The 21,147-nt window shown below is 56.3% G+C and carries 20 protein-coding genes; 1 reads left to right on the top strand and 19 read right to left on the bottom strand.

The window, feature by feature from the left end; all coding sequences use genetic code 11:
• Nucleotides 1-9: 9 nt before the first annotated feature.
• From C772_RS06020 to C772_RS06000, 5 genes are read right to left on the bottom strand one after another with little or no spacing between them, the layout of a single operon-like run.
• Nucleotides 10-993: an alpha-ketoacid dehydrogenase subunit beta gene (locus C772_RS06020; protein ID WP_008298276.1), complete on the bottom strand. Its 984-nt coding sequence runs from the start codon at nt 991-993 to the stop codon at nt 10-12.
• Nucleotides 993-2,000: a thiamine pyrophosphate-dependent dehydrogenase E1 component subunit alpha gene (locus C772_RS06015; RefSeq protein ID WP_008298275.1), complete on the bottom strand. Its 1,008-nt coding sequence runs from the start codon at nt 1,998-2,000 to the stop codon at nt 993-995. The genes C772_RS06020 and C772_RS06015 overlap by 1 nt, the downstream gene beginning before the upstream one ends.
• 20 nt (nt 2,001-2,020) lie before the next feature.
• On the bottom strand, nt 2,021-3,448 hold the full coding sequence (gene lpdA / locus C772_RS06010; RefSeq protein WP_008298274.1) for a dihydrolipoyl dehydrogenase: 1,428 nt from the start codon (nt 3,446-3,448) through the stop codon (nt 2,021-2,023).
• Between the two features lie 45 nt (nt 3,449-3,493).
• Nucleotides 3,494-4,597, bottom strand: a complete 1,104-nt coding sequence (locus C772_RS06005) for a Leu/Phe/Val dehydrogenase (RefSeq protein WP_035001633.1) — start codon at nt 4,595-4,597, stop codon at nt 3,494-3,496.
• A gap of 29 nt (nt 4,598-4,626) precedes the next feature.
• Complete coding sequence (locus tag C772_RS06000; protein WP_008298272.1) at nt 4,627-6,642, bottom strand: sigma 54-interacting transcriptional regulator; 2,016 nt, start codon at nt 6,640-6,642, stop codon at nt 4,627-4,629.
• A gap of 130 nt (nt 6,643-6,772) precedes the next feature.
• Here C772_RS06000 and C772_RS05995 point away from each other — a divergent pair, with 130 nt between their 5' ends.
• Nucleotides 6,773-7,012: a DUF2627 family protein gene (locus C772_RS05995; protein ID WP_008298271.1), complete on the top strand. Its 240-nt coding sequence runs from the start codon at nt 6,773-6,775 to the stop codon at nt 7,010-7,012.
• Nucleotides 7,013-7,029: 17 nt separating this feature from the next.
• Here C772_RS05995 and C772_RS05990 read toward each other — a convergent pair whose 3' ends face one another.
• From C772_RS05990 to accC, 14 genes are all read right to left on the bottom strand, one after another.
• The gene (locus C772_RS05990) at nt 7,030-7,749 is read right to left on the bottom strand and encodes a glycerophosphodiester phosphodiesterase (protein ID WP_035001676.1); all 720 of its coding nucleotides are present in this window, start codon (nt 7,747-7,749) and stop codon (nt 7,030-7,032) included.
• A gap of 173 nt (nt 7,750-7,922) precedes the next feature.
• Nucleotides 7,923-8,711 carry a sporulation transcription factor Spo0A gene (gene spo0A / locus C772_RS05985; RefSeq protein WP_008298268.1) on the bottom strand — a complete coding sequence of 263 codons (789 nt, stop codon included), beginning with the start codon at nt 8,709-8,711 and terminating at the stop codon, nt 7,923-7,925.
• Between the two features lie 226 nt (nt 8,712-8,937).
• A complete protein-coding gene (locus C772_RS05980) occupies nt 8,938-9,900 on the bottom strand; it encodes a SpoIVB peptidase S55 domain-containing protein (protein WP_008298266.1) in 963 nt (320 codons plus the stop codon).
• A 397-nt stretch (nt 9,901-10,297) separates the two neighbouring features.
• Complete coding sequence (recN, locus tag C772_RS05975; protein ID WP_008298261.1) at nt 10,298-11,989, bottom strand: DNA repair protein RecN; 1,692 nt, start codon at nt 11,987-11,989, stop codon at nt 10,298-10,300.
• An 18-nt stretch (nt 11,990-12,007) separates the two neighbouring features.
• Nucleotides 12,008-12,457, bottom strand: coding sequence for a transcriptional regulator AhrC/ArgR (ahrC, locus tag C772_RS05970; RefSeq protein WP_008298260.1), 450 nt, complete (start codon nt 12,455-12,457; stop codon nt 12,008-12,010).
• Between the two features lie 89 nt (nt 12,458-12,546).
• Entirely contained in the window at nt 12,547-13,368 is an 822-nt protein-coding gene (locus tag C772_RS05965; RefSeq protein WP_008298259.1) for a TlyA family RNA methyltransferase, read from the bottom strand.
• Nucleotides 13,365-15,269, bottom strand: coding sequence for a 1-deoxy-D-xylulose-5-phosphate synthase (gene dxs / locus C772_RS05960; protein WP_008298258.1), 1,905 nt, complete (start codon nt 15,267-15,269; stop codon nt 13,365-13,367). Before dxs ends, C772_RS05965 begins: the two co-directional genes overlap by 4 nt.
• Before the next feature lie 90 nt (nt 15,270-15,359).
• Nucleotides 15,360-16,244 carry a polyprenyl synthetase family protein gene (locus C772_RS05955; RefSeq protein WP_035001632.1) on the bottom strand — a complete coding sequence of 295 codons (885 nt, stop codon included), beginning with the start codon at nt 16,242-16,244 and terminating at the stop codon, nt 15,360-15,362.
• Nucleotides 16,237-16,494, bottom strand: coding sequence for an exodeoxyribonuclease VII small subunit (gene xseB, locus C772_RS05950; RefSeq protein ID WP_008298245.1), 258 nt, complete (start codon nt 16,492-16,494; stop codon nt 16,237-16,239). The genes C772_RS05955 and xseB overlap by 8 nt, the downstream gene beginning before the upstream one ends.
• 1 nt (nt 16,495) lies before the next feature.
• A complete protein-coding gene (xseA, locus tag C772_RS05945) occupies nt 16,496-17,848 on the bottom strand; it encodes an exodeoxyribonuclease VII large subunit (RefSeq protein WP_008298243.1) in 1,353 nt (450 codons plus the stop codon).
• Nucleotides 17,849-17,969: 121 nt separating this feature from the next.
• Complete coding sequence (gene folD, locus C772_RS05940; RefSeq protein WP_008298240.1) at nt 17,970-18,830, bottom strand: bifunctional methylenetetrahydrofolate dehydrogenase/methenyltetrahydrofolate cyclohydrolase FolD; 861 nt, start codon at nt 18,828-18,830, stop codon at nt 17,970-17,972.
• Nucleotides 18,831-18,855: 25 nt separating this feature from the next.
• On the bottom strand, nt 18,856-19,239 hold the full coding sequence (gene nusB, locus C772_RS05935) for a transcription antitermination factor NusB (RefSeq protein WP_008298239.1): 384 nt from the start codon (nt 19,237-19,239) through the stop codon (nt 18,856-18,858).
• A gap of 106 nt (nt 19,240-19,345) precedes the next feature.
• The gene (locus C772_RS05930) at nt 19,346-19,747 is read right to left on the bottom strand and encodes an Asp23/Gls24 family envelope stress response protein (protein ID WP_035001671.1); all 402 of its coding nucleotides are present in this window, start codon (nt 19,745-19,747) and stop codon (nt 19,346-19,348) included.
• 16 nt (nt 19,748-19,763) lie between these two features.
• The gene (gene accC / locus C772_RS05925; RefSeq protein ID WP_152419711.1) at nt 19,764-21,137 is read right to left on the bottom strand and encodes an acetyl-CoA carboxylase biotin carboxylase subunit; all 1,374 of its coding nucleotides are present in this window, start codon (nt 21,135-21,137) and stop codon (nt 19,764-19,766) included.
• Between the last annotated feature and the right edge of the window lie 10 nt (nt 21,138-21,147).

Raw genomic sequence — 21,147 nt, 5'->3', positions numbered from 1 at the left:
CCGTCCGTATCAGAATTCCGCGAGATCGCGCATCGCTTTCTCGACCTTGTCCGGATTGATCATGAAATATTTCTCCATTGTCGGAGCGTATGGCATCGCCGGCACATCCGGCCCGGCAAGTCGCCGGATCGGTGCATCCAGATCAAACAGGCATTCTTCAGCGATGATGGCCGCCACTTCGCTCATGATGCTGCCTTCCTTGTTGTCTTCAGTGACAAGAAGAACCTTGCCCGTTTTCGAGGCCGCCTCGACGATCGCTTCCCGGTCGAGCGGATAAACGGTCCTCAGATCAAGGATATGGGCGGAGATTCCGTCTTCGGCAAGCCGCTCGGCGGCCTGGAGGGCGAAGTGGACCGCAAGCCCGTACGTGATGACGGTGATGTCCTCACCGTCGCGCTTGATGTCCGCCTTTCCGATCGGAAGGGTGTAATCTTCATCGGGAACCTCTCCCTTGATAAGCCGGTAGGCGCGCTTATGCTCGAAGAACAGCACCGGATCGTCATCGCGGATGGCCGCTTTCAGAAGCCCCTTGGCATCATACGGCGTCGAAGGGATGACAATCTTAAGGCCCGGCTGGTTGGCGAAAACCGCTTCCACCGACTGGGAATGATAGAGCGCCCCGTGGACGCCGCCGCCGAACGGGGCGCGCACAACGATCGGGCAGTGCCAGTCATTGTTCGAGCGGTAACGGATTCGCGCGGCTTCGGAGATGATCTGGTTGACCGCCGGCATGATGAAGTCGGCAAACTGCATTTCTGCAATCGGACGCATGCCGTACATGGCCGCACCGATCCCGACTCCGGCAATTGCCGACTCCGCAAGCGGGGTGTCGATGACGCGCTCTTCCCCGAACTGGTCGTAGAGTCCCTGTGTGGCCTTGAAGACGCCGCCTTTTTTCCCGACATCTTCGCCGAGGATGAAGACGTTCTCGTCACGCTCCATTTCTTCTTTCATCGCGAGCGTAATGGCATCGATATAGGACCGTACCGCCATTATTCATCCCCTCCCTGTTCCGCATACACGTATTTCAACGCTGTTTCAGGCTCTGCATATGGAGCAGACTCCGCATAATCCGTCGCATCGTTGACAACCTGCTTTACACGCTCTTCCAATTCCTTTTCGGTTTCCTCATCCAGCACGCCCGCTTCCTTCAGGTAGGCGGAAAAGCGCGGGATCGGATCCTTTTCCCGCTCGGCCTTCAGATCCTCCTCGGACCGGTAGGCGCGGTGGTCGTCATCCGAAGAGTGTGCAGTCAGGCGATAGCAGATCGTTTCGACGAGCGTCGGGCCTTCCCCGGCGCGGGCCCGGTCGGCAGCCGCCTTCACAACTTCATAGACGGCAAGCGGATCGGTTCCGTCCACCGTATGCCCCGGCATGCCGTAGCCCGGTGCGCGGTCTGAGACGTATTCGCATGCCAGCTGCTTCTCAAGCGGGACCGAGATGGCGTATTTGTTGTTTTCCACCATGATGATGGTCGGCAGCTTGTGGACACCCGCAAAGTTGGCGCCTTCATGGAAATCGCCCTGGTTTGAGGAGCCTTCCCCGAGAGTCACGAACGTGATAAAGTCCTTTTTCTTGATCTTGCCCGCCAGTGCCACGCCGACAGCATGGGGCAGCTGTGTCGTGACGGGAGAGGATCCTGTGAGGATCCGGTTCTTTTTCTGGCCGAAGTGGCCGGGCATCTGCCGGCCGCCGGAGTTCGGGTCCTCCGCTTTCGCGAAGGCGCTCAGCATCAGGTCTTTCGGCGTCATGCCGAAATGGAGGACGACCCCCATGTCGCGGTAGTACGGTGCGATATAGTCTTTTTCCGTATCAAGCGCAAAAGCAGCGCCGACCTGGGCCGCTTCCTGGCCCTGGCAGGAAATGACGAAAGGAATCTTGCCGGAGCGGTTCAGCAGCCACATGCGTTCATCCAGCCTGCGTGCGGTCAGCATCGTCTCGTACATGCGCAGGACATCTTCATTCGAGAGCCCCAGCTGTTCATGACGGTTTTTGGTCATCTTTCGGTTTCCCCCTTTGATTACATATGGATGGCCTTGCCGTCGACGGCAAGTGCCGCTTCACCCATCACTTCGCTCAAGGAAGGGTGCGGGTGGACAAGGGACGCGACTTCCCAAGGCGTGGCATCCAGGACCTTTGCAAGTCCCGCTTCTGAAATCATGTCGGTGACATGAGGGCCGATCATATGGATGCCGAGAATGTCATCGGTGGCCTTGTCGGCGACAATCTTCACGAAGCCGTCAGACTCTCCGTGGACAAGCGCCTTTCCGATGGCCTTGAACGGGAATTTCCCGATTTTGACATCAAATCCGCGGTCTTTGGCCTGCTGTTCCGTGATGCCGACCGAAGCCGCCTCAGGACTGGAATAGATGCATTTCGGCACCATGTCGGGATCGACCGGATGGGCATCTGTCCGGGCGATATGTTCGACCGCAGCAATTCCTTCATGGGAAGCCACATGTGCAAGCTGGAGACCGCCGATCACATCTCCGATCGCGTAAATATGCGATTCTTTTGTCTGGTAGGTGTTCCTGACCTTGATAAAACCGCGGTCCAGTTCAATATCGGTGTTTTCCAGGCCGATACCTTCCGTGTTGGCCTGCCGGCCGACACTGACGAGCATCTTTTCTGCGGTGAATGTTTCCGTGCCTTCGCCGATCTTCGCTTCAATGGAGACGGAGCCTGCCTGCTTATTCAGGGTGCCGGGAAGCACTTCCGCGGAAGTGGCGAACCGGATGCCCCGCTTTTTGAGCAGCTTCTCCATCTCGCGGGATATGTCCGCATCCTCTGTCGGCAGGATCCGGTCCGAATATTCAACGACGGTTACATCGACACCGAAATCATTCAGCATCGAAGCCCACTCAATCCCGATGACTCCGCCTCCGATAATCAGGATGGAAGCGGGAAGCTGATCGAGAGCGAGCGCCTCATCCGATGTGAGGACGTCTGTGCCGTCGATCTCCAGTCCGGGGAGTGTGCGCGGCCTGGAACCGGTGGCGACGATGACATTCTGGGGAATGAGGATTTCGTTTTCCCGCCCGTCTTCGTATTCGACAGAAATGGTGCCGGGCATCGGAGAAAAGATGGATGGCCCGAGAATCCTGCCGATTCCTTCGTAGACATCGATTTTGCCTTTTTTCATGAGCGCACGGACGCCGTTGTGCAGGCCGTCGACAATCGACTGCTTGCGCTGCTGCACACGGTCGAAAGCAAGCGATACTTCTCCGGTCATGACACCGAACGATTCTGATTCATCCTTGGCCAGCCGGTAGACTTCGGCACTCCGGAGCAGCGCCTTGGATGGGATACAGCCCCGGTGCAAACAAGTGCCGCCGAGCTTTCCTTTTTCGACGACCGCCGTTTTCAGCCCCAGCTGTGCGGAACGGATGGCGGCGACGTAGCCGCCGGTGCCGCCGCCGAGAATGACGACATCATATTCAAGAGCCATTGGATGGCCTCCTTTGTCCTTTGGGGTTGCGAGGTCTGTTTCCCTTCAGCGGCGGTGGAGCGTATCCTTTCCGTTGCGGAGAAACTTGCTGCGTGACTTGGCAACGTTTGCGATGCGCTCCTCTGCAAGGCGGTCTGCCGCTGCGTAGGACGGGATGCCGTCGCGCTTCGAGATTTCAAAGACCTTTGCAATCGTGTCGTAGATCTTCTCGACTTTCTTCATTGCCCGCTCGCGGTTGTAGCCTTCCAGTTCATCGGCCACATTGATGACGCCGCCCGCGTTGATGATGTAGTCTGGCGCGTAGACGATGCCCATTTCATGGAGACGGTCACCGTGTTCCGGGGTCTTCAGCTGGTTGTTGGCTGATCCCGCAATGACTTTCGCCTTCAGCTGAGGGATGGTTTCATCGTTAATGGTTGCACCGAGCGCACAAGGCGCATAGATATCGCATTCGACGCCGTAAATATCATTGATCCCGACGGCTTCCGCATCGAATTCTTCCACCGCGCGGCGTACAGCTTCTTCATTGATGTCCGTTACGATCAGTTTCGCGCCTTCTTCATGCAGATGGCGGCAAAGTGCGAACGCCACGTTGCCGACACCCTGGACCGCTACCGTTTTGCCTTCCAGAGAATCGGAACCGAATGCTTCCTTCGCTGCTGCCTTCATCCCGCGGTAAACGCCGTAAGCTGTGACCGGTGAAGGGTTTCCGGATGACCCTGCGTGTGTCGGGGAGATGCCGGTGACAAACTCCGTCTCCTGGTGGATGATATCCATGTCCTCTTCTGTTGTGCCGACATCCTCGGCCGTGATATAGCGTCCGTTCAGGCCCTGGATATAGCGACCGAAAGCACGGAACATCTCTTCATTTTTGTCGGATTTCGGATTGCCGATGATGACGGTCTTGCCGCCCCCCAGGTTCAGTCCGGCCGCTGCGTTCTTGTAGGTCATGCCTTTGGACAGGCGGAGTGCGTCAATGACGGCTTCCTCTTCCGACGCATACGTCCACATCCGCGCGCCGCCTAGGGCAGGGCCGAGCGTGGTGTCGTGAATGGCGATGATCGCCTTCAGGCCGGATGTTTTGTCATGGCAGAACACCACTTGTTCGTAATCACTTTCCTCGAGGTATTTAAACAGTTCCATCATCATTCTCCTCCTTATGGTCATATGCCGGCCTGTCATACAAGCCGGTGCTTCTCCAGTTTGTAATAAAGCGTCCGGACCGAAATCCCGAGCTGCTTGGCAGCATCAGATTTATTGCCGGCACAAGATGTAAGCGCTTCCTTCAGGATTAATTTTTCATGGGCATCCAGCTGTTCGGCCAGGGTGCCTGCATTTCCGTCCCCCTCAGCCTGGAATACGGCGGAGAGTTCGGCCTTGTCGAGTGATTTGTCAGCCGGGCGCATAAAGATCAGGGCCCGGCTGATGACGTTTTCGAGCTCACGCACATTTCCCGGCCAGTTGTGCTGCCTGAGCAGCGAGGCGGCTTCTTCGGTAATTTCTGTAACGGAGCGCCCGAGGTCACGGTTCAGCTTCGGCAACAGCTTTTCCGCAAGAAGCTTGATATCCCCCCTGCGCTGCCGGAGCGGAGGGATATGGACAGGCATCCGGTTCAGGCGGTGGAACAGATCTTCCCTGAACTTCCCTTCCCTCATGAGCTTCTCAAGGTTCCGGTTGGTGGCGGCAATGACCCTGACAGAAACAGGGACCGGACGGCTGCCCCCGGTTCGGTAAAACTCGTTTTCCTCCAGCACCCTCAGAAGGGCGACCTGGACATCAGCCGGGAGCTCGCCGATTTCATCGATGAACAGGGTGCCGCCATGTGCCTCTTCAAACAGCCCTTCGACGACATCCGTTTTCCCGTCTGCGGATGGCTCCTCTGAACCGAAAAGTTCCCGTGACAGACGTTCTTCCGGTATCGCCGAGCAGTTGACACGGACGAATTTCCCGCGTCCTGCCTCATGATGGATTGCCTGGGCAAACACTTCCTTGCCCGTTCCGGATTCCCCGCGGAGCAGGATCGGCAGCGGCAAAGTGGCCGCAAGCCTCGCCTGCTGGATCGCCAGCTTCATATCCGGCGACTCGCCGACCACGTCTTCGAACGTGTACCTGGTTTCAAGCGAGCGGATGATCCGGCGCGCATGATCGAGTTCATCGGCAAGCTCCCGCATTTCCGTAAGGTCATGGATGATGCCGATGCTCCCCTTCAGTTTGTCGCCTACCAGGATCGGTGCCACATTGACGACGACTTCCCTTGCCGCTGGGCCGACACGCATTCTGACTCCCCGGATCGGGCGTCCGGTTTCAAGTACCTTCATATGGATACTTTCACCCTCGGTGATATCAACCGTAGCCGGCTTCCCGATCACATCCGCTTCGGTCAGGCCGGTTAACCGGGTATAGGCCGGATTGATCATGATCCCCCGGCCATTCTCATCGACTACGGAGATTGCATCATCGCTTGAATGGATGATCGCTTCCAGCATCGACTGGATTTCTTTCAGATTCGTGATTTCCTCAGCGAGTTCGACCACGCCGGAAATATCACGGAACACCGTGAATGCGCCTGCGCGATTGCCGGATGGATCACTGAGCGGCCGTCTCGACGTCACGACGCGCGTTCCGTTTGATAAAGTCAGCTCACGGTTCAGCTCCGGAATCCCGGTCTTGGCGACATGAGGCAGATTGCTGTCGGGGATGACGTCGAGAATGTGCCGGCCGAGCGCGCTCCGCACCGGCGTGCCGGTAATCAGCGACGCGCTGCGATTGAAGAATCGGATGATCCCATCACTGTCAGTCCCGATCATTCCCTCATCCAGAGAATCGAAAATCATCTTGTTGCGGGCGGTTTCGGACCGGAGGCGCCCGATGTATTCGGCGTTTTCCTCGAGGAGGCTGACAAGCAGCTTTGCGATCGTCCCGGGAATCAGGACGGCATGCGCCGGCCTGGCCTTCAGCAGTTCTCCGAATATGCCCTGCTCGCCTGTCACATCGAAAATCATATGAAGATCATTTGAAATGAAAGGGCGCCAGTCTTCGCCGTGCGGGATGCCGTTTTCCTCTGCAAGCCGGATTCCCGGGGCTTCCGGATTCGTGTCTACGATTCCTGTGACATTCATGTAATCCAGCTGCAGAAGAAGCTTTAAAATGGCGGTGCCGCCGGCTCCGGCCCCTACGACCAGTACATTCTGCAAAATCCTTCAGGCCCTTCGTGAGATTTGTGCAATGCTTTGCATAATCAACTTTATCATACCTGATGGCAGTCTTCTTGACAATCCTCAACTTCAAAAGGAAAATAAACTCGACAGAAAAGGAGAGATCATCATGCAGCGGCTCGCCGCATTCATCGTTCTGCTCATTCCGGGCATCGGTGCCGCATGGGGAATCAAGCTCATGCGTGATGCGCTGTTCGGCGTTCAGGCATCCGTCTTCCCCGTCTGGCTCCAATTCCTGTTCGGCCTCGTGATTCTGGTCCTCTGTATCGGATTCTTCGCGGGATTCCTGTACAGGCGGGACCAGCGGAACGGAAAAATACCGAAAGACCGGTTTAAGCGAAAAAACTAAAGGTTCCTGACATTTTGTCAGGAACCTTTTTGCATGGCTTTTTTGACTGTGTCCGGGAAGTCGGTGATCCATCCCCGGATGAACGGTTCGGGTTTCGGGATAAACGGTTCGGTGCCGTCGACGCCGTAGACCCTGGCGAATTTGTGTTCCCTCTCGATGGCGCCAAGGTATTTGCCGGACCAGAGACGCTTGTGGATATGGAATCCGTCCGAGCTGCCATACACTCCGAGATTGTCCCAGCGTGATTTCTTGGTCAGGATCAGTGCGGTCTCCCTGCCCGGATCGGTCTGCTTCACCTGCATCAGCAGCGGGTAATGGAACGAGGAGAAATGAAGATCCGGATAGCCTTTCGCTGCCATGACGGCCTGCTCTACGGCGTCCGGTTGGTCAAGGAAGGTTTCTTTCAGTTCAATGTTGAGTGACGGACTGCCAGCCGCGCGTGCCCATTCCAGAAATTCAGCAAATGTCATTGCCGGCTTTCCGAACATCCTCTTCCACCGGTTCCGTCCAATCTTCAGCGCCCTCATTTCATCAAGTGTCAGTTCCGTGATGAATTTGCGCAGTCCGGTGACACGGTAAAGATCGGCATCATGGATGATGACCGGCACACCGTCTTTTGTCAGCTGCAGATCGGTCTCAATGCCGTCCGCTCCGATTCCGACCGCTTTTTCAAATGCCTTGAGCGTATTTTCAAATGCGTACCCGGAAGCCCCCCTATGCGCATACACTTTTCTCATGTTCCCCATCCTTTCTGGCATCCTATCCGCCTTTTCCCCTGAAGCCGGTACCGGAAACGGGGCCCGCCCAAAGGGCAACCAACAGATGCGCCTTCTCACTATAAAACGGAAAAAGCCGCCCGGATGTTCCGGGCAGCTAAAACGGCAAATGCCGGTATGAGTGCGGTTTTCATTCAGGCGGACATGAATTCCAGCCGGAGACGGTCAGATACCATCGCGATAAATTCCGAATTGGTCGGTTTGCTCTTCATATGATGGACCGTATACCCGAACATCTTCGAAATGACTTCGTAATTCCCCCGGTTCCAGGCGACTTCGATTGCGTGGCGGATCGCCCGCTCGACACGCGAAGGCGTCGTGTTGAATTTCTCGGCAATTTCCGGATACAGTACCTTGGTGACAGAGCCGAGAAGATCGACATCATGGTACACCATCGTGATCGCTTCCCGCAGGAATGCATACCCCTTGATATGTGCAGGAACGCCGATTTCCTTGATGATCGCGGTAATCGCGGTGTCGATCGCTTTTTTGCTGAGCGTCTGCTGTTTGCCCGGTTCGGGAACTTCTGTGCCGGACTTTAGCTGGCGTCCATTTTTCATCTGCAGGATTTTGTGGACGAGCCGGTCAAACTCAAACGGTTTCAGGATAAAGTAGGAAGCGCCAAGCTCCGCTGCCTGTTTCATGATTTCCTCCTGGCCGAACGCAGTCAGCATGATGATATTCATGTCTCCTGCACCGCCATTTGCATGGAGTTCTTCAAGCACTCCGATTCCGTCCAGGTGAGGCATGATAATATCCAGAAGCAGGACATCCGGCTTGTTTTCTTCGAGCATGTTCAGGCAAAGCTTCCCGTTTGTGGCCGTTCCGACCACCTCAATCTCCGGATGATTCTCAAAATAAATCAGCATGGTCCTTACAAGTTCCCGGTTATCATCCGCCACAGCAACTTTGATTTTTTCCATTGTGAATTTCCCCCTTTTAAAAAGCAAACCTGGTCCGAAGCCTGTTGAATATAGTTCGACATCCTACCGTTTACACCTTCACCAAAACATAAAATGAGACTCATGGACGATATTTCCGACAAGATTCGACGGAATCCCACAATTCCAAAGATTGCAGTTCCACCTTTATTATAATGCAGAAAAAGGAAAAAGCCATACCGGATCCGGTATGGCCCAACATTTTTTTCTATGGTTTTCGTTTTGTCATCTCTTCGACGGGGAGAGCCGCCCCTTTCAGGGGTTCCTCGACAAACATATGCGTCACGACGCCGGCGAATTTTCCGTCCTGGATAATCGGGCTGCCGCTCATGCCCTGTAGGATTCCGCCCGTTTTTTCAATCAGTTCGCGATCCGTTACAGTAAATCGGAACACATCATCCGCAGCTGCCGTGATCTTGATGCTGTACTTGTCAATTTCTGTTCCCTTGATGGTTGTATAGATTTCCGCTTCCCCTTCACGGATCTCTGCCGGCCGCATAATCTCCAAAGGTTTCGGGAATGCTCCTGTTAACGATGATGACCATTTGCCGAATATCCCATAGATTTCGTTTTCTTGGATATCGCCCAGGAGCTGATGGCCGGATTCAATCGAAGAGATTTTGTATCCCGGCTTTCCCGGCTCACTTTTTTTGATCTGTTCAACATCTGCCAAAAAGATGGAGCCCCCGGAAAAAGGCGGTGCACCGTCAAGCGTCCGGTCGATGATCTGGTGGCCAAGCGCACCGTATTCACCGGTCTCCGGGTCCACATACGTCAGTGTGCCGATTCCTTCTGTCCGCTCCCGGACAAAGGAATGCAGGCTGAGAAGTTCCTGTTTGGTCGCACCAATTTCAATTTCTTTTCCTTCACGTTCAATTTCCAGCACCGATTCTGCCCCGCCCGGCGCATTGGCGGCTTTTGTGAGATCCTTGAGCGTGCTGATTTCCTTGCCGTCCAGTGTTCTTACGACATCCCCGGCTTTTAGCCACTGTTCGTCAGCAACCAGAACATCATCCGTGACGATGAGCATCCCCAGTTCGAGATGGATGCCGATCGAGTGCCCCATCGGAATCAGGGACTTCGGTCCGTCCGCTGCCGCACCCGAGGCGCCTGATAAAAACAGGACGGCGAGCAGTGCGGGCAGCATCAGCTTCCGGCTAATCCATCGCATGGTTCACCTCCTCGTGCTGTTATATCGTTACTATGTGTCCGGCCGGATTTCTTATGTCCGGTATAATGTAGCATGAAAATCCGGGGATGAAGAAAGACGCTGCAACCAAAGGCTTTTCCGGTGTTGGTGTTAATCATGGCGGGAAAAATATAAAAGCGGTCGTGCAGGCATCCTTTCAGATGATATGGACATCCTATAGAGAAAAATTGCGACAGTTTGTGTCACCCCAAATTTGGTCATACGTACAGCCGGTTTCGCCATTGAGCAGTAAGATTTCGTCTTTAAGGCCATTCCGGCGGATGAATGACGAAACCGGTCCATACGCCCACAAAAATCTCCCCCTGCCGCATCCATTTTGGCTGCGTTCAGGGGGAGTTCAGCGTTCATTTAAATAAAATCACATTTCCTTTTTCCGGCCCTCCGCCATGACGAGAAGCTCTTCTGCGTGGCGCATCGTCAGGTCGGTCATTTCGGCACCGGTCATCATCCGGCTCAGTTCCTCGGTCCGCTCCATTCCTTCCAGTTCCCTGACGGAAGTGGTCGTGCGGTCCCCTGTGACATCCTTGCGGATGAACAGATGATGGTCGGCCATTGCCGCGACTTGTGGCAGATGGGAAATGCAGAGTACCTGTGAGTGGACGGAGATGGCAGCGATTTTTTCGGCGATGGCCTGTGCGACGCGGCCGCTGACACCGGTGTCCACCTCGTCAAAAATGATTGAAGTGACTTCCTGGTGTTTGGAGAAGATGGTCTTGAGTGCCAGCATGATCCGGGAAAGCTCTCCTCCGGACGCCACTTTGGCGAGCGGCTTCGGCGGCTCTCCCACATTGGCGGAAATGAGGAAAATGACATCTTCCGCCCCGTGCCGGTCAAATTGGCTGCGTTCCCTGAACTCCACGGTAAACTGCGCTTTTTCCATATAAAGCTCCGACAGCTGCAGGTGGATGGCCTCGGCCAGGCGGACAGCCGCTTCCCTTCTGAGTTCCGCCAGCTCTCCCGCTTCCACAGCGAGATCGGCTTCGAGCGATTCGACTTCTCTCCGTTCATCCTGCAGCCGTTCATCGCGGTTCAGCAGCTTTTCCAACTCTTCCGCGATCTTGTCGCGGTATGCAAGAATCTCGCCGACTGTCCCGCCGTACTTTCTCTTCATTGTCTGAAGAAGTGCCAGCCGGTGTTCCACTTCATCGAGGCGGCTCGGATCGAACTCCATTCCGTCGAGCATATTCTTCAACGAAAAGGCCGTTTCCTGAAGCGTGTAGAACGCATCAGATACGGACGTCGCATACTCTCCGGCCTGAGGATCGACTTCCGCCGCGTGCTCGAGGTCGCTCATGGCGGCACCGGTCCAGTCGAGGCCTCTCGACTCGCCCTGGATCGCTTCATAGGCGGACGACACCCGCTCATAAATGGCGTTAAAGTTTTTCAGGCGCGTACGCTCTTCCTCCAGCTCCTCTTCCTCACCCTCATAAAAGCCTGCCTCGTCGATCTCCGTCAGCTGGAACCGGTACAGGTCGATCCGGTGCGCCACCTGCTGTTCGGATTCGTCGTACCGTGTCAGCCGCCTTTTCAGCTTGACATACCGGTCATAAAGAGCGGCATAGCTTTCCTTGGCCGCTCCGATCGTCTCCCAGCCAAACTGATCCAGCAAAAGCACATGGCGCTGTTCATCCATCAGTTCCTGTGTTTCGTGCTGGCCGTGAATATCAATCAGCGCGGCTCCGACTTCCCGGAGAATGGCAAGGGTGACCAGCTTGCCATTCACCCGGCAGGTACTTTTTCCGGATGCGGAAATATCCCGCCTCAGAATGACGGTTCCCTCGTCGTCTGAAGGGATGCCGGATTCTTCCAGTTTCCGGAAGACCGGATGGGCGCCGTGTGACACCTCGAACATTCCTTCCAGCTCCGCTTTCTTTTCCCCGTGGCGGATGAATTCGCTCGATCCCCTGCCGCCCGCAAGCAGCTGGACAGCATCGATGATGATCGATTTGCCGGCTCCTGTTTCGCCGGTCAGGACGGTCAGCCCGTTATCAAAGCTGATTGACAGGTCACGGATGATCGCAAAATTCTTGATTGACAGTTCTCTCAGCACGGGGCGTTCACCTCCTCATCAAAGCATGCCGAGCAGCTTTTCCCTCACCGTTTCCCGCTGTTCATCATTCCGGCAAAGGATGAGGCATGTGTCATCGCCGCAGATGGTTCCGAGGATTTCCTCCCATTCAATCTGGTCGATGAGCGAGCCGATGGCATGCGCATTGCCCGGCAGCGTCTTCATGACAAGAAAATGCCCGGCCCCGTCAATGCTTACAAAAGCGTCGGTCAGTGCGCGGTTCAGCTTGCGCACGGGGTCAAAGCTGCGCTCAGCGGGCAGGCTGTATTTGTAGCGGCCGTCCCTGAGAGGGACTTTGACAAGATGCAGTTCCTTGATGTCCCTCGAGATGGTGGCCTGCGTCACATTGAATCCTTCCTGTTTGAGCCGGTCGACCAGCTCGTCCTGTGTTTCGATTTCACGATTTCCTATAATTTCCCGAATACGGATATGCCGTTGGCCCTTACTCACTCTATTCCCTCCGAAGAAATGCATATTTCCTAATAAGAATGTACCATTATCCAATTTTCGCAACAACAAAAAACCCCCGATTCCGGGGGTCAGTCCAGCGTTTTGTGGGCTTCTTTCACCAGTTCGGAGAAAGCGCCTTCCGGGAGCCGGGATACCGGATTGTCAGATGACCTCAGGTGGAAGAGGAACTCGATATTGCCCTCGCCGCCGGTGACCGGTGAAAACGAGGCATCGATGACCTCAAAACCGTTTGAAACCGCCATGCCGGCAGTTCGTTCGAGAACCTCAAGATGGACGGCCGGATCGCGGACGATGCCCTTCTTTCCGACTTTCTCACGTCCTGCCTCAAACTGCGGCTTCACGAGGGCGATCACATCGCCTCCCGGTATCAGCACCGTCTTCAGCGTCGGCAGGATAAGGCTGAGGGAAATGAATGAAACATCGATCGTCGCGAATTCCGGCATTCCCTCCGTAAACAGATCCGGGGTGGCATGCCGGAAATTAACGCGCTCCATGACCGTCACCCTCGGGTCCTGCCGCAGCTTGTAGGCCAGCTGATTATAGCCGACGTCAAGCGCATAACTGTGGAGCGCACCGTTCTGCAGGGCACAGTCCGTGAAACCGCCGGTCGATGCGCCGATGTCGAGGACCAGTTTGCCCTCGACATCCGCCTCGAAGACCTCAAGGGCCTTTTCAAGCTTCAGGCCCCCGCGGCTTACATACTTCTGCGCGCTTCCCTTGACCCGGATGTCCGCGTCCGCCGGGATCTTTTCGCCGGGCTTGTCCATCCTGCGGTCGCCGGAATAGACAATACCCGCCATAACGGCACGCTTCGCCTGTTCACGTGTCTCAAACAGGCCGCGTTCGGTCAGGAGGACATCGATCCGCTCCTTGGGCATTTTCTGCGTCATAGCGCATGCATGCCTTTTTGGCGGGACAGTCCAACCAGCTCTTCCACTTTTTCCGCAAGCGCTTCGTCTGTCACGCCGATTTCTTCAAGGAGTTCGTTGACGCTGCCATGCTCGATGAACTTGTCAGGGATGCCCATGCGGTCGATGATGGATCCGTGGAAACCATGCTCATGCGCAAATTCCATGACGCCGCTGCCGAATCCGCCTGCCAGTACCGCTTCTTCGACGGTGACAATCGGTATTTTCTTCTCGAGAAGGTTTTTCAGCATTTCCTCGTCAAATGGCTTGATAAAGCGCGCATTGACGACTGCTGCATCGATGCCCTTTTCACGGAGGCGATCAGCGGCGGAAAACGCCATCGGAATCGTCGTGCCGAATGTCAGGATGGCAGCGTCGCTTCCTTCCCTCAGCATCTCCCAAGAGCCGATCGGGATCTCCCTCAGCTCTTCATCCATCGGCACGCCGAGACCGTTGCCCCGCGGATAGCGCAGCGCAATCGGTCCGTCTTCATAGCTGACGGCCGTCCGGACCATATGCTGGCCTTCGTTCTCGTCTTTCGGCATCATGATCGTCAGGTTCGGCATGCTCCTGAGGAAGGCGATGTCGAAAACGCCCTGGTGGGTCTCACCGTCGGCGCCTACAAGTCCGGAACGGTCGATGCCGATGAAGACATTCAGGTTCTGTCTGGCGATGTCGTGGAGGACCTGGTCATAGGCTCGCTGGAGGAACGTCGAGTAGATGGCGAGGAACGGCTTCATCTCTTCGACGGCAAGTCCCGCGGCCATCGTAGTCGCATGCTGCTCGGCAATGCCGACATCGAACATGCGGTCCGGGAATTCCGAGGCAAACCCTTCCAGCTTGGAGCCGACCGGCATGGCAGGCGTGATGGCGACAACCCGCTTGTCTTCGCGTGCGATCCGGCGGACTGTCTCCGCGATGAGCGCACTCCATCCCGGTGCCTTTGCCGGAGACTTGATGAGGTCGCCCGTTTCAAGCTTATACGGCCCTGTGCCGTGCCATGTGCCGATCTTGTCCTCTTCTGCCGGGCGGAAGCCCTTGCCTTTTTTGGTCAGGACATGAATCAGGACAGGCCCTTCCATTTTTTTTGCATAGTTCAGGTTTGCTTCAAGATCTTCGAAGCTGTGGCCGTCTACCGGCCCGAGATAGGTAAAGCCGAGCTCCTCGAAAAAGACACCCGTGACGAGCAGGTATTTAAGGCTGTCCTTCACCCGCTCCGCAGTGGACGCAAGCTTGCCGCCCACAGCCGGAATCTTCTTGAGAAGGTACTCCAGCTCGTCCTTCGCCTTGTTGTACTTGCCCGCTGTCCGCAGCCGCCCAAGCACATTGTGGAGCGCGCCGACGTTCGGGGCGATCGACATTTCATTGTCATTCAGGATGACGGTCATATTGGTGCGCTCGGATCCGATATGGTTCAGCGCCTCGAGCGCCATGCCGCCGGTCAGCGCGCCGTCCCCGATCACCGGGATGACATGGTTGTCCGCGCCCTTGATGTCGCGCGCTGCCGCCATGCCCATCGCAGCGGACAGTGACGTCGAGCTGTGGCCGGTTTCCCAGACGTCATGCTCGCTCTCAATTCTCTTAGGGAACCCGCAGAGGCCCCTGTACTTCCTGAGCGTGGAGAAATCACACGCGCGGCCGGTCAGGATTTTGTGGACGTAGGCCTGGTGCCCGACATCCCAGATAATCTTATCCCGCGGGCTGTCAAAAGCCCGGTGAAGGGCGATTGTCAGCTCAACGACCCCGAGGTTCGGCCCGATGTGTCCGCCGGTAGCCGACAGCTCACGGATCAGGAACGACCGGATATCCGAGGCCAGAGCCTCCAGTTCCCCGTTGCCGAGTTCCTTCAGGAAGGATGGATCGGAAATCTTGGTCAAATCCATCGCCATCACTCACCTTTATCAAAAAAATAGGTAAAAATATTCTTTGTCCATTATAGCAGTGTCCCGTCTGTACACAAATCAAACGTCCCGTCAGGAGACCCGGTGGATGATATAATCCGCGAGCAGCCGGAGGATCGGATCGGGATCTTTCAGGAACGAAACGGCTTTGACGGCTTCGGTATGATGATGGATCAGCTTCTTTTTTGCACCTTCCATCGTCAAAATGCCCGGATAGGTGTTTTTCCCCTGTTCCGCGTCCGCTCCGGTTTTTTTGCCCGTCACTTTTTCGTCCCCGACCACATCCAGGATGTCGTCCTGGATCTGGAAAGCGATTCCGATATGCCGGGCATAGCGCCTCAGCTGTTCCCGTTCCGTAGACTTTGCCTTAGAGAGGACGGCGCCGGCCTCCACGGCAAATGTCAGGAGCGCTCCGGTTTTGAGGCGGTGGACGTTTTCAAGCTCCTGTTCCGAGAGCTTCTTCTTTTCGGCGGCCATATCAAGCATCTGGCCGCCGACCATCCCTTCCGCGCCGGCTGCGCGCGTCAGCAGCAGGATGAGTTCAAGCTTTTCCGAATCAGTCAGGGATGGAGCCCTGCCGATGACGGAAAAGCTTTCCGTCAGCATGGCGTCTCCGGCGAGAATTGCAGTGGCCTCCCCATAAACTTTATGGTTGGTCGGCTTGCCGCGCCGGAGGTCGTCGTCATCCATCGCAGGCAGATCATCGTGGATCAGTGAGTATGTATGGATCATCTCCAGCGCCGCGCCCACATGCAGCTCCGCAGGGTGGACCCGCCCGAGATCGTGAAGCACAGCGGAGATGAGCAGCGGGCGGATTCTCTTGCCGCCGGCAGTCAGCGAATAGATCATCGATTCCTTCAGAAGGGAGTCGGTATCCAGATTTCTTACAGCGTCCTCAAGGACGGGTACCAGGTCATCGACCCGGCTGTCCATGAATTCCTTCAGTTTTTCATTCATCCCGATTTCCTCCTTGAGCCGGGTCAAAGGCCGTCGCCTCCCCTTCCTTGTCGATCAGCGTCACCAGCTGCTTCTCAGCTGACTGGAGCTTGCTGTGGCAGACCGCGGAAAGCTCCATCCCCTTTTTGTAAAGGTCGATGGCATCCTCCAGGGGAACGTCCCTTGACTCCAGCCTGCGGACAATCTCCTCGAGACGGCCGATCGCCTCTTCAAAACGGATCTCCTTGTTGTCCTGTTTTTGTTCGTCCATTTTATCGTTCCACGTCCTTTCGTTCTGAAGGGCTTTCCACGACCGCTTCCACCGTGCCGTCATGGAAAGAGATGGAAACCCTGTCCCCATCGCCGAGTTCCCCGGCGGACTTGATGACCCGGTCGCCGCTCCGAACAAGGCTGTAGCCGCGTTCCATCACGGACAGCGGGTTCAGCGCCTGGAGGGTCCGTACCGCCGAGGCCAGTGCCCTTCCGTGAGACCGGACCGTTTCTTCCGCCGCCCGGTGGAGCTCCCGGTCAAGTCGTCCGGTACGCTCAACGGACTGTGTCAGGATCAGGCGCGGTGAGCGGGCTCCGAGGCGGGCATCGAGATTGGCAACGGCCTGCCTGCGGTCGCCGATCATTCTGGAAGCCCCCTGCCCCAGCCGCTCATCCAGCCCTTCCAGCCGTTCGGCAAACGGCCGGTAAAGCCGTTCCGGATAGCTCATCGGATAGGATGTCTCCAGCCTCTCCAGCCTCTTTCGTTCATGACGGATCATCGTCATGAGGGATTGGTGGAGCCTGGACCTTGATTCCAGCATGCGCCTGGATACTTCGACCTGGTCCGGCACAGCCAGCTCGGCGGCGGCTGTCGGCGTGGGCGCCCTAAGGTCTGCCACAAAATCGGCAATGACCGTGTCGGTTTCATGGCCGACTGCACTGATGACGGGGATGCGGGAAGAGAAAATCTCCCTGGCCACTTCCTCTTCATTGAACGCCCATAAGTCCTCGATCGAGCCGCCGCCGCGTCCCACGATCAGCACATCAATGCCGCCATGCCGGTTTGCCTGGTGGATTGCGCTGACAATAGACGGGACCGCGTTCGGCCCCTGGACGACGGCGGGGAACAGCAGCACATCAGCAAGCGGATACCGCCGGTTCAGCGTCGTGCAGATATCCCGCACTGCCGCCCCGGTCGGTGCCGTGATCACCCCTACCCTCCCCGGGAACGCAGGGATCGGCTGCTTCCATTCGGCGTTGAACAGCCCTTCCTTGCCGAGCCGTTCCTTGAGCTGCTCAAAAGCGACATACAGCTCACCGACGCCATCAGGCTGCATCGTATTCACATAAAGCTGATATTGGCCTGCGGCTTCATAGACATTCACGTCGCCCCTGATCAGGACATTCATCCCTTCCTCCGGCCTGAATTTCAGTTTGGAGGCATTGGAGCGGAACATGGCCGCATTGATGCGTGAGCGGCTGTCTTTCAATGTGAAATAGATATGTCCCGAGGAATGGAGCTTGACGTTAGACAGCTCTCCCTTGACAAAGACATCGCGCAGATGGAGATCGGCATCGAATTTCCGCTTAATATATTTGGTCAGCGCACCGACGCTAAGATAGGGATTTTGCATGCGGGCACCGCCTTTCTATCGGATTACAGTAAACAAGCGGCAGGGGCGGCAGGCTTCCCGTGGGATCTGTGCCGCCCCTACCGCTTGCAGAACTGTTTATATCCTTCTTTTTCCCGGCCGTTCAGCGGGACTCTCTGAGTGCTTTTCCGGCGCTTTTCAGGGTGTTGGACATCAGCATCGCGATGGTCATCGGGCCCACTCCGCCCGGAACCGGTGTAATGGAGGATGCCGCAGGGAGGACCCGTTCAAAATCAACGTCACCGTGGAGCTTGCCGTCTTCGCCGCGGTTGATGCCGACGTCGATGACCACCGCACCATCCTTGACGTGCTCAGGGCCGATCATGCCCTCACGGCCGACTGCGGCGACCAGGACATCCGCCTGGCGTGTGATGGCCGGCAAATCTTCCGTCCGGGAATGGCAGATCGTGACGGTCGCATTCGCTTGGAGAAGAAGCATGGCCATCGGTTTGCCGACAATGTTGCTCCGCCCGACCACAACGGCATGCTTGCCGTTCAGATCCACTCCGGAACGTTCCAGCATGACCATGATGCCGAGAGGCGTGCACGGAACAAACCCGTCCATCCCCGCCATCAGCCTTCCGGCGTTTTCAGGGTGGAAGCCGTCGACATCCTTGTCGGGATGGATGGCCGCAATGACCCGCTGCTCATCGATCTGTTCGGGAAGCGGAAGCTGAACGAGGATGCCGTGGATGGCCGGATCTCCGTTAAGCCTTGTGATCTCGTCCAGAAGGGCGGACTCACTGGTTTCCCTGTCCATCCGGATCACTTCGGAATGCATGCCGAGCGCCTTGGTTGTTCGTTCCTTGCTGCCGACGTATGCCGCCGACGCCGGATCGTCCCCGACGAGGATGACCGCAAGTCCCGGTGTCATGCCCTCGGCCTTTAGCCGTTCGACTCCCGATTTCACTTCTTCCTTTACTTGCCTGCTGATCTCTTTGCCGTCAATAATCTTACCTTCCACGCATTTCACTCCAAGCTGTATAGTTTCAATCTGTGTATTTGGAAAGTACGCCGTTTACGAAGCGGCTTGATTTCTCGTCCCCGAATGTCTTGCTAAGCTCGATTGCTTCGTTCAACACGACTTTGGATGGTGTTTCCTTCATATGAAGGAGTTCAAAGACGGCCATGCGCAGCACGGTCCTCTCGACCTTCGGAAGGCGTTCCAGTTTCCAGTTTTCGAGCTTCGACTTCAGCGACTCGTCGATCTCTTCCCGCTTGTTGTAGGTGCCTTCAACGAGCGACGCATAAAACGGGTCACGTACCTCATCCTCACCCGTGATATGCTCCATGGCCTCTTCCGGCGTCATCTCCGTGCTGTCCAGCTGGAACAGCGTCTGCATGGCTTTTTCTCGTGCTTCATGTCGTTTCATCCGGGCAATCTCCTCTTTTTGCATCGTTCTGGACTATGATAGCATATTTTCGCCGCTCCGTATGAATCCGAACGCAAAAAGCCGCCATGAATTGGCGGCTTTCCTATCAGGCACGTTCTTCCGTCTGGTCGAACTGGATGCCGGTGATATGGACGTTCACTTCCTCGGGTTCGATCGCGGTCATGTTGAAGACCGACTGCCGGACGTTTTTCTGGATTTCACGGGCAACTGAGGGCACCGATCGGCCGTAGCCCACCGAGCAATAGACGTCGATGAAGAGGCCGTCATCGTTATAGTCGATCTTGACACCCTTGCCGTGCACTTTGCGTCCCAGTTTTTCCGCTACGCCGGTTGCGAAGGACCCTCTCATGTCGGCCACCCCTTCTACTTCGGCAGTGGCGATGCCGACGATCACTTCCAGCACTTCTGGGGCGAGCTCGACCTTGCCGTACATTTCCTTGCCGGCTGCGGCTGCAGCCTCATGGGAGGAATTCGGTTGTTCTGCCATCCGGATCATCCCTTTCTCAATGTTGTCTGGCTTCTTCAGTTTCAGCCATTACATCATATTTTTCAAGGAACTTGGTGTCGAAGTCCCCGGACTTGAACACTTCGTGGTCCATGAGATTGAGATGGAACGGGATGGTCGTATCGACGCCCTCCACGACAAATTCGGAAAGGGCACGCTTCATCCTTGCGACCGCCTCTTCACGCGTGTCGGCGAATGTGATGAGCTTGGCGACCATCGAATCATAAAACGGTGGGATCATGTAGCCCGGATAAACCGCCGAGTCGACGCGGACGCCATTGCCGCCCGGCACGATGTACATGTTCACACGGCCGGGTGACGGCATGAAGTTGCGCGAAGGGTTTTCCGCATTGATCCGGCACTCGATCGACCAGCCGTTGATCTTCACGTCTTCCTGCTTGATCTCCAGCGTTTCTCCCGAAGCGATCTTGAGCTGCTGGGCGATCAGGTCGATTCCCGTCACCATCTCCGTGACCGGATGCTCCACCTGGATCCGTGTATTCATTTCCATAAAGTAGAATTTATCGTTGATATGGTCATAGATGAACTCGACCGTTCCGGCACTGCGGTAGCCGACCGCCTGGGCAGCGCGCACAGCGGCCTGTCCCATCTTTTCCCGGGTCTCCTGTGAGAGTGCCGGTGACGGTGCTTCCTCGACCAGCTTCTGCATGCGGCGCTGGATCGAGCAGTCACGTTCGCCGAGATGGATGGTGTTGCCGAACTGGTCGGCGAGCACCTGGATCTCGACATGACGGAAGTTCTCGATGAACTTCTCGATATAGACGCCCGGATTGCCGAATGCTGCAGCGGCTTCTTTCTGGGTGATTTCGACGCCCTTTTTCAGCTCGGCTTCATCCCGTGCGACGCGGATCCCTTTTCCGCCGCCGCCCGCTGTTGCCTTGATGATGACCGGGAATCCGATTTCTTTGGCAACTTCCAGGGCACCCTCGGGACCGTCGACGATCCCTTTGGAGCCCGGGACGACCGGAACACCTGCCTCGCGCATCGTTTCACGGGCAACGTCCTTTGTTCCCATCTTCGAGATGGCTTCGGCAGAAGGCCCGATAAACGTGACATTGACCTCTTCGCACAGCTCGGCAAAGTCGGCGTTTTCAGCCAGGAATCCGTACCCGGGATGGATGCCGTCACAGCCGGTCATCTTGGCGACACTGATGACATTCGTGAAGTTCAGGTAACTGTCTTTGGATTGCTTCGGGCCGATGCAGTACGCTTCATCGGCCATTTCCACGTGCAGGGCTTCGCGGTCGGCTTCGGAATAGACCGCGACCGTCTGGATGCCGAGGTCGCGGCATGCACGGATGATTCTGACCGCAATTTCCCCGCGGTTGGCAATGAGGACTTTTTTCATTATATCGGCCCCC

Origin of the sequence: Bhargavaea cecembensis DSE10 (assembly GCF_000348905.1) — a bacterium.
Taxonomy (GTDB): Bacteria; Bacillota; Bacilli; order Bacillales_A; family Planococcaceae; genus Bhargavaea; species Bhargavaea cecembensis.
The sequence above is the reverse complement of the archived record's forward strand: the minus strand, read 5'-3'. Positions and strand labels throughout refer to the sequence as shown.